This window comes from Burkholderia sp. LMG 13014 (assembly GCF_905232215.1).
Classification (GTDB): domain Bacteria; phylum Pseudomonadota; class Gammaproteobacteria; order Burkholderiales; family Burkholderiaceae; genus Burkholderia.
In genome coordinates, this window is record NZ_CAJNKE010000247.1 from 1 (window position 1) to 8,532 (window position 8,532).

Consider the following 8,532-nt stretch of genomic DNA (forward strand, 5'->3'; position numbering starts at 1 on the left):
TGAGGTCTGGACTCCTGTGGGCTCGCGACATGGCGAGCGATCTTGCCTGGGCGCCCGGCGGCGGCGTGCGGATTGCGCACTGCCGCCGCCCGGCGCGTGATTCGGTCGCGCCCTCGCGGGTGCGGAAAACCCGTATTTTGCCCTGTGGCGGGCGAACCGGGCAGAAGTTGGGGGACAGAACATTGCGGCGCAGCGTTTTCGGCCGTGCCGGATCGCAGGTTGGCGACGGCCGGGCGCGATGCTGCGGCGCGTCAGCGAGGCTTGCGCCGCTTCGCGTGCTTCGCCTCGAAATCGCGCGACAGCATGCCGAGCGTGACTTCGCCGAAGCGGGCGAGCAGCGTCGTCTCGGCCTCCTTCAGCGTGGCCGACAGGTGCGCGTTGACGGCCTGCTCGACCAGGCATTCGGCCTCGTCGTCCGTGACGAGATCGGAGAACAGCGGCGGCTCGCCCACCGCGCGATAGACATCGAGCAGCGTGATGTCGTCGAGCGCGACGCTCAGCGCCCAGCCGCCGCCGTGTCCCTTCTCCGACTGCACGTAGCCGCGGTCGCGCAAGCCGCCGAGCAGGCGCCGCACGACCACCGGGTTCGTGCTCAGCATCGTCGCAATCGTCTCCGACGTCAGCGGGCCGTCGGCCTGGTCCATGTGGATCAGCACATGCAGCATGCGCGACAAACGGCTATCGGTTCTCACGGGCAGCGCCCCTCTCTCTCGAAACTTCTGAAGTTGCATGAATGATACCATCGCCCTATCATGCAACTTCTCATGTTTCATGAGTTGGATCGGCCGTCATCGGAACGCGCCCGTCATTCACGCAGGTTCAGGAAAGGAGAAGGTGCATGCATGACCCTCATGAAGTGATCGTGATCGGCGGCAGCTTTGCGGGGCTGTCGGCCGCGATGCAGCTTGCGCGGGCGCGCCGCCGCGTGCTCGTGATCGATGCCGGCCGGCCGCGCAACCGCTTTGCCGCGCACGCGCACGGCTTTTTCGGGCAGGACGGCAAGCCGCCCGCACAGATCGTCGACGAAGCCGCCGCACAACTCGCCGCGTATCCGACCGTGCAGCGGATCGCAGGCGACGTGCGCACGGCCGAGCGCTATGCGCACGGCCGCTTCCACGTGACGCTGGCCGACGGCAGCCGTGCGAGCGCCGACCGGCTGATCCTCGCAACCGGCATCCGCGACGAACTGCCGGCGCTGCCGGGGCTCGCGGAGCGCTGGGGCGTCAGCGTGCTGCATTGCCCGTATTGCCATGGGTACGAGGTGAGCGGCCGGCGGCTCGGCGTACTCGCCACGCATCCGCTGTCCGTGCATCAGGCGATCCTGATTCCGGATTGGGGCCCGACGACGTGGTTCACGCAAGGTGCGGTCGAAGCGAATGAAGAAGAAGCCGCGTTGCTCGATGCGCGCGGCGTACGCATCGAGCGGTCGCCGGTCGTTGATATCCTGGGCGATGCGCCGCGGATCGATGCATTGCGGCTCGCCGACGGGCAGGTCGTGCCGATCGATGCGCTGTTCGTCGGTGCGCGCACGGCCATGGCGAGCGATCTCGCGCAGCAGCTCGGCTGTGCATTCGACGACGGACCGCTCGGCCCGGTCGTTCGTGTCGATGCGGGGAAGCAGGCGAGTGTCCCCGGCGTATTCGTGGCTGGCGACGCATCGACGTCGATGACCAACGCGACGTTCGCGTCGGCGTCGGGTGTGATGGCGGGGGTCGCCGCGCACCGGTCGCTGATTTTCGGGCTCGACCGGTAACGGTGCATGGAGCCGCGGGCTGCGCCATGCGAAGCGGAGGTGCGATCCGGTTCGATTCGATACGCAGTCACCGCGATCCGCATCCACATCTGCATCCGAATCCGCATCCGCATCCGCATCCGCATCGATGGATTCGCGTCGCGATGTGCGGTTTAATGCTCGGCACCTCCAGCATTAAGAGACGTGAAATGCTCGACCTCAACGACCTTCGACTCGTTCGCGCGATCGGCACGTCGCGCTCGCTCGCCGCGGCCGCGCGGCTGCTCGATCTCACGCCGCCCGCGGTCACGATTCGCCTGCAGCGGATGGAAGCGCGATTGAACGCACGGCTCGCCGTGCGGCAGCCGAAAGGGATCACGTTGACCGACGAAGGACAACGGCTGTACCAGGAGGCCGTCGACATTCTCGAGCGCGTGGAGGCGCTGCCGGTCAGCATCTCGGGCGACCACGGCGACGTGCGCGGCACGCTGCGCATCGTCGCCCCGCTCGGCTTCGGGCGAAAGTACGTCGCGCGGATCGTGCGCGACGTGCAACGCGCGCATCCGAAGCTCGACATCGCGCTCCACCTGTCGGAAAGCCCGTTGACCGGCGCATCGGGAGCCGACGTGGTCGTTCATGTCGGCAGCCTCAAGTCGTCGTCGTGGATCGGGTATCCGCTCGCGCCCAACGCGCGCTTTCTGTGCGCGAGCCCGGCCTATGCACGTCGCCTCAAGGAACTGAACCATCCGTCCGACCTGGCCCGCTACGACTGCCTGTGCCTGCGCGAGAACGACGAGGACATCCCGCGATGGCGCTTCTCGCAAGGTGGCGACGTCAAGGGCGAACCAAAGCGCTCCGCCGTGATCCGCGTCACCGGCGCACTGTCCTCCAACGACGGCACCGTCATCACGGAATGGGCGCTGGCCGGCCTCGGGATCGTCGAGCGCTCCGAGTGGGATGTCGCCCCGCTGCTGGCGAACGGCAGGCTCGTCCGCTTGCTGCCCGACTGGCACCTGCCGCCCGCGCCGGTAACGGCGCTGCTGCCGTCGCGCACCGGCCGCTCCGCGCGGCAACGGGTGTTTCTCGAAGCCGCGACGCGGTTTCTGAGCCCGCCGCCGTGGCGCGGCAAGGCATGAGCCGCGCCACGCCCCGCACGATTCGGTCGATTAAGCAGCGTTTAATGCCGGATTAGCCATGCGTTAAACACGCATCCCGTCAACGCCTCTACAGTGTTCGCATCGGCAACCCTCCGAGGCAACGCATCGTGGATCTTCAAACCCTCAACACGCCGGCCGCCCTGATCGACATCGGCCGCATGCGTCACAACATCGGCCGCATGCAGGCGCATCTGGATGCGCTCGGCGTCAGGTTCCGGCCGCACGTCAAGACCACCAAATGCGCGCACGTCGTCGATGCGCAGATCGCCGCCGGCGCGCAGGGCATCACGGTGTCGACGCTCAAGGAAGCCGAACAGTTCTTCGCGCACGGTATCCGGGACATCGTCTACGCGGTCGGCATGGTGCCCGCGAAGCTGGGCCAGGCGCTCGCGCTGCGCCGGCAGGGTTGCGACCTGAAGCTGGTCGCCGACAGCCTGCCGGCCGCGCACGCGATCGCCGAATTCGGGCGCGCGCACGGCGAGCGCTTCGACGTGTGGATCGAGGTCGACGTCGACGGCCACCGCTCGGGGATTCCGCCCGACGCCGACCTGCTGATCGACGTGGGCCGCGCGCTGGTCGACGGCGGGATGGCGCTCGGCGGGGTGCTGGCACACGCGGGCTCCAGCTACGAATACGACACGCCCGACGCGCTGGCGGCCATCGCCGAGCAGGAACGCAGCCGCACCGTACGCGCGGCGGAGCGCCTCCGGGCCGCCGGTCTGCCCTGCCCAGTCGTGAGCATCGGCTCGACGCCCACCGCGCTCGCGGCGAACCACCTCGACGGCGTCACCGAGGTGCGCGCCGGCGTGTACGTGATGTTCGACCTCGTGATGCACAACATCGGCGTGTGCGACCTGGCCGACATCGCGCTGTCGGTGCTGACCACCGTCATCGGGCACCAGGAAGAGAAAGGGTGGGCGATCGTCGACGCGGGCTGGATGGCGATGAGCCGCGACCGCGGCACGCAGCACCAGGCGCGCGATTTCGGTTACGGGCAGGTCTGCACCGAACACGGCGACGTGCTCGGCGGCTACGTGATGAGCGCCGCCAACCAGGAGCACGGGATCGTGTCGCGTGCGGGCTCGCCCGATTCCGGCATCGCACAACGGTTTCCGATCGGCACCCGCCTGCGTATCCTGCCGAATCACGCGTGCGCCACCGGCGCGCAACATCCCGAGTATCAGGCCGTCGGCGAAGACGGCGGCGCGCAGACGTGGCCGCGCTTCTACGGGTGGTGAACCCAACCGCGCGTCCGCGCCGCGCCATCGCCACATTGACTATTTATCCAAATCTGGACAAAATTTAAAACAATTCGTCAACACCTCGCGCCGAAAGCGCTTGCTCGAAAATGCCGACAGACGCCCGACTCCTGCTTCTCGACCGCGACGCCGTCGAACCCGCCCTCCAAGCCACGCAAGTGACGGCGGCGGTTCGCGAAGCCTTCGTGCTGCACAGTCAACGGGCCGGACGCGTGTTTCCGGTGGTTCGCGAGAAACTGCACACCGGCGGCGTGTTCGGCATCAAGTCGGGCGACGTCGCGTGCCAGGATCTGCTCGGTTTCAAGGCGGCCGGGTTCTGGCCCGGCAACCGCGGGCTCGGCGGCGAACCGCATCAGGCCACCGTCGCGCTGTTCGATCCCGCCACGGGCCGCCCGCTGTGCATCATGGACGGCAATGCGATCACCACCGCGCGAACCGGTGCGGCCGGCGGCCTCGGGCTGCAACTGCTCGCGCGTCGCGACAGCACGCGAATCTGTGTGTTCGGCACGGGCGTGCAGGCGCGCGTCCAGCTCGACTACGCGCTCGGGCTGCTGCCGCAACGGTGCACGGTGCAGTACGTGAACGTCAGCGGCGAGCCCGATCCGGGATTCGAATCGGCCTTCCGGGAACGATGCGCGATCGGCGTAGCCCGCGACCGGAACGACGCGGTGGCCGATAGCGACGTGGTCATCACGGCAACGCCCGGCGGCGGCCCGCTGTTCGATGCGGATGCCGTTCAGCCGGGCACCCACCTGACCTGCGTTGGCGCCGACACCGTCGGCAAGCGCGAGCTTCCGGCAGGCGTGCTGACACGCGCGCGGATTTTCGTGGACGATCACGATCAGGCGCGCAGCATTGGCGAATGCCAGTGGGCGCCGGATTTGCCACGCACGGAAATCGGTGACATCCTCACCGGAACCGCGTCGGTCGACCGCGCGCCGCACGAGATCACCGTCTTCGACATGACCGGGCTCGCGCTTCAGGACCTGACCGTCGCACGCTTCCTGTATCAGCAGGCCCTCGAAAACGGCACCGGAATCTCCATTCCGTGGCCCTGGTAAACGAAATTCCCCATCAATCGCCATGCGTCTCACCCAAGTTTCCGCCCTCTCGTTCGACCTGGACGACACCCTGTGGCCGTTCGGGCCGGCCGTCGTACGGGCCGAAGCCGCACTCCGCGCGTGGCTGATCGAGCATGCGCCCGCTACCGCGAGCGTGCTGCCCACGCAGCAGGCACTGAGCGAGCTGCGTGAGGAATACGAACGATTGTGCCCCGAGCTTGCCGGCGACTTCCGCGCGATGAGAATCGGCTCGATCAGGCTGGCGCTGGAGCGTGCGAACGAAGATGCCGCCCTCACCGAGCATGCGTACGCGGCCTTCTATGCCGCGCGCAACCGGGTCGAATTCTATGACGATGCGCTGCCGGCGCTCGCGTGGTTGAGCGCGCGATTCCCGTTGATCGCGGTAACCAACGGCAACGCGAATCTCCAGCTGACCGGCGGCGGCGAATTCTTTCGTGCGACGCTCAGCGCGCAGGCGTTCGGGGTCGCGAAGCCGGAGCCCGGGATCTTCCATGCGGCGGCGCAAACGCTCGATGTGCGGCCGGCGGAATTGCTGCATGTCGGCGACGACTATCACCTCGATGTCGTCGGCGCATTGAACGCGGGACTTCAGGCCGCGTGGGTGGTACGCGATACGCATCCGGAAACGGAGCGTGTTCAGCCGCAGGCCGCGACGCCGCACCTCACACTCAGCGACCTGTCGATGCTGTGTCGCATGCTTGGCGGGCCAGACGACGTAGTGTGAGCGCCTGCGTGCGCCGCGTTCGCGACGCACGCTTCACCACCATGAAACGTGGCTGACCGCCTTTCGCCGACCGTGCGAACGTAGCGGCCGGCCACGCCGATGCGGCGCATGACCGGCCGCCGCCCGTTCACGCCGCCTTGCGCGCGTCCGCGATCCGCTGCGGCGCCTTCGGCCGCGCATACAGCCGTTCAAGATAGGCGCGCAGCTGCGGGAACGATTCGATCAGGTTGCACTCGCCCGCCCAGTCGATCAGGTAGGCCGTCACGCAATCGGCCACCGTCAGCGAATCGCCGACGATGAACTCGCGCCCTTCGAGATGCTTGTCGAGGATCGCGGCCATCGTCCTGAAATCCTCGCGCGCCAGTTCGATGTCGGCCGGCGAGCGCTTCTCCGGCGGATAGATGAACGAATGCCGCGTGATCCGCCACAGCGGCTGCTCGAGCTCCGTCACCGCGAACATGACCCACCGGTAAGCCTCGGCCCGCAGCGCCGGATCGACCGGCAGCAGCGCCTTCTCCGGGTACTTGTCCGCGAGATACAGCACGATCGCGGCCGATTCGGGAATCACGAGGTCGCCGTCCACCAGCACGGGCACCTTGCCGGCCGGATTGAGGCGCAGGAATTCAGGACGCTTGTGCTCGCCCTGGAGCAGGTTCACCGAGATGAACTCGAAATCGGCATCCAGCTCCTTCAGCCCCCACAGCGCGCGTTGCGAGCGGGTGCCGGCAAATCCGTAAAGCTTCATCGCCAGTCTCCATCCAGAATGTCAGGAAAACTTCCGCATGGCGGCCACGGCGCATCGCCGATACCCGACGCGTGGCCTCGCTCGTCGTTCACACGCCGGGAATCGCCAGCACCGGCATCACGTCGATCGCCACGCCCGGGAACAGCGTGAAATGCGGATGGCCTTCGAACAGCGCGGCCGCCGCGTCGTGCGACGCGGCCCGCACGACGGTAAAGCCGCTCATCGCATTCGCCGTGTCCGTGACGCCGGCCGCATCGATGGTCTTGGTCTTGCCGAGCGGCCCGCCCATCTCGACGATCACGTCGCGATGCCGGTCGACCCATGCATGCCATGCGGCGATGCCATCGCGCTCGCGCGTGCGCCGCGCGTCTTCCGGCAGCGCCAGCCAGGCCTTCATGGCCGGACTATCCTTGGTCCCGAGAAATACCGCGAGATACAACTGCTGTTGAGCACTCATGTTGTCTCCTCCGGTGACGGACGCGACGGGCTGCCGCGCCTCGACCTTGACACGATAGGTTGATATCAACACAATTGCAACATGGCACGAAAAGAAAAGCTCCCTTTCGACACGACGCTGATGGTGCGCGATTGCTGCCTGTGCCTGCACATGCAGCGCGCGGCGCGCAACCTTGCGCGGATTTTCGACGATGTGCTGCGCCCGCTGGATCTCACCAACGGCCAGTTTTCGCTGCTGATGTCGCTGAACCGGCCCCAGCCGGCGCCGATGAAATCGGTCGCGTCGCTGCTCGCGATGGATCGCACCACACTCACGGCCGCGCTCAAGCCGCTCGAGCGGCGCGGCCTCGTCACGATCATCCAGGATCCGGACGACCGGCGCAGCCGCCTGCTCGAACTGACGCCGGCCGGCCACGACCTGCTGGCCGAAGCGTTTCCGCTGTGGCAGCAGGCGCATGCCGAGATCGAACGGCCGTTCGCGCCGGAAGAAGTCGATCAGTTGCGCGGCCAGTTGCGCGCGCTGTCGGTCGATCCGGCCGCGCGCGACTGAACCGAACCGGCACGCGGGTCGCTGCGGCAAGGCGGCTTACTTCCGGCCCTTCTTCGGCAGCAGCAGTTGCGCGAATTCCTGCAGGAAGGCCACGGGCCCATGCGCATGCAGCGCCTGCCCGCTGCTCAGCGCGCCGTCGATGACGGTCGCGAGCCGCAATGCAAAAGTTTCCGGTTCATCGACACCGATCGCCGCCGCCAGTTCGGTCAGCCGGCGCCGCAACTCCTGCTTGTGCGCGACGGCCACCTTGCGGGCCGGATGGTTGCCGTCCGCATATTCGGCGGCGATGTTGATCTGCGGGCAACCGCGATAGCCGGGGCGCGCAATGCGTTCGCCGATCCATTGCAGTTGCGCGTCCAGCTCCTCGCGCGGCGTGCGCCGGTACTGCGCGGCCACCGCATCCCAATGCGCCCAGAAATCGGCGTCCTCGCGCAGCAGGAACGCTTCGATCAGGTCGTCCTTCGTCGCGAAGTGGCGATAGAGGCTCGTCTTCGCCACGCCCGCCTGCGCAACGATCAGGTCCACGCCGACCGCGCGCGTGCCCTCCCGGTAGAACAGCTCGCTGGCCGTCTGCAGAATGCGTTCGCGCGTATCGGGCGCGTTCCCTGGTATGCCTGTTTCCTTTTTCATCCCGACCCGGCCGTGCTGGCCGCCCCTACCGCAACAGTGATCCGATCATAGCACCGTGACCTTGACGACGCTACAGGTCTGTACTATAAAACAGACCGTTCTGTAGCGGAGTTGATCATGAATGATCGAATGACGGTTGCAGTCTATGGCGCCACGGGTCATACCGGGCGGTTTGTCGTCGCCGAGCTGGCACGGCG

At 67.2% G+C, this 8,532-nt stretch carries 10 protein-coding genes; 6 read left to right on the forward strand and 4 right to left on the reverse strand.

The features are described 5' to 3' along the window. Positions 1–251: 251 nt before the first annotated feature. Positions 252–692 carry an Rrf2 family transcriptional regulator gene (locus JYJ84_RS21685; RefSeq protein ID WP_122948920.1) on the reverse strand — a complete coding sequence of 147 codons (441 nt, stop codon included), beginning with the start codon at positions 690–692 and terminating at the stop codon, positions 252–254. 146 nt (positions 693–838) lie between these two features. On the opposite strand from JYJ84_RS21685, the gene JYJ84_RS21690 reads away from it, so the two are divergent. The 5 genes from JYJ84_RS21690 (at position 839) to JYJ84_RS21710 (ending at position 5,954) form a co-directional block, all read left to right on the forward strand. After that, a complete protein-coding gene (locus JYJ84_RS21690) occupies positions 839–1,753 on the forward strand; it encodes an NAD(P)/FAD-dependent oxidoreductase (protein WP_205189447.1) in 915 nt (304 codons plus the stop codon). A 188-nt stretch (positions 1,754–1,941) separates the two neighbouring features. Continuing rightward, on the forward strand, positions 1,942–2,868 hold the full coding sequence (locus JYJ84_RS21695) for a LysR substrate-binding domain-containing protein (protein WP_374102118.1): 927 nt from the start codon (positions 1,942–1,944) through the stop codon (positions 2,866–2,868). A gap of 128 nt (positions 2,869–2,996) precedes the next feature. Further along, the gene (locus JYJ84_RS21700) at positions 2,997–4,127 is read left to right on the forward strand and encodes a DSD1 family PLP-dependent enzyme (RefSeq protein WP_174960735.1); all 1,131 of its coding nucleotides are present in this window, start codon (positions 2,997–2,999) and stop codon (positions 4,125–4,127) included. A gap of 110 nt (positions 4,128–4,237) precedes the next feature. Then, positions 4,238–5,209, forward strand: a complete 972-nt coding sequence (locus JYJ84_RS21705) for an ornithine cyclodeaminase family protein (protein ID WP_175219357.1) — start codon at positions 4,238–4,240, stop codon at positions 5,207–5,209. Positions 5,210–5,231: 22 nt separating this feature from the next. Beyond that, positions 5,232–5,954: an HAD family hydrolase gene (locus tag JYJ84_RS21710; RefSeq protein WP_122948916.1), complete on the forward strand. Its 723-nt coding sequence runs from the start codon at positions 5,232–5,234 to the stop codon at positions 5,952–5,954. 127 nt (positions 5,955–6,081) lie between these two features. On the opposite strand, the gene JYJ84_RS21715 is transcribed toward JYJ84_RS21710, so the two are convergent. Together JYJ84_RS21715 and JYJ84_RS21720 are read right to left on the reverse strand one after the other, a co-directional pair. Then, the gene (locus JYJ84_RS21715) at positions 6,082–6,699 is read right to left on the reverse strand and encodes a glutathione S-transferase family protein (protein WP_122948915.1); all 618 of its coding nucleotides are present in this window, start codon (positions 6,697–6,699) and stop codon (positions 6,082–6,084) included. 88 nt (positions 6,700–6,787) lie between these two features. Further along, on the reverse strand, positions 6,788–7,156 hold the full coding sequence (locus JYJ84_RS21720; protein ID WP_175219355.1) for a hypothetical protein: 369 nt from the start codon (positions 7,154–7,156) through the stop codon (positions 6,788–6,790). A gap of 81 nt (positions 7,157–7,237) precedes the next feature. Between JYJ84_RS21720 and JYJ84_RS21725 the strand changes: the two genes are divergently transcribed. Next, the gene (locus tag JYJ84_RS21725) at positions 7,238–7,705 is read left to right on the forward strand and encodes a MarR family winged helix-turn-helix transcriptional regulator (protein ID WP_174960729.1); all 468 of its coding nucleotides are present in this window, start codon (positions 7,238–7,240) and stop codon (positions 7,703–7,705) included. Positions 7,706–7,741: 36 nt separating this feature from the next. Here the strand turns inward: JYJ84_RS21725 and JYJ84_RS21730 are convergent, their stop codons facing one another. Beyond that, a complete protein-coding gene (locus JYJ84_RS21730) occupies positions 7,742–8,335 on the reverse strand; it encodes a TetR/AcrR family transcriptional regulator (protein ID WP_122948912.1) in 594 nt (197 codons plus the stop codon). Positions 8,336–8,532: the final 197 nt, after the last annotated feature.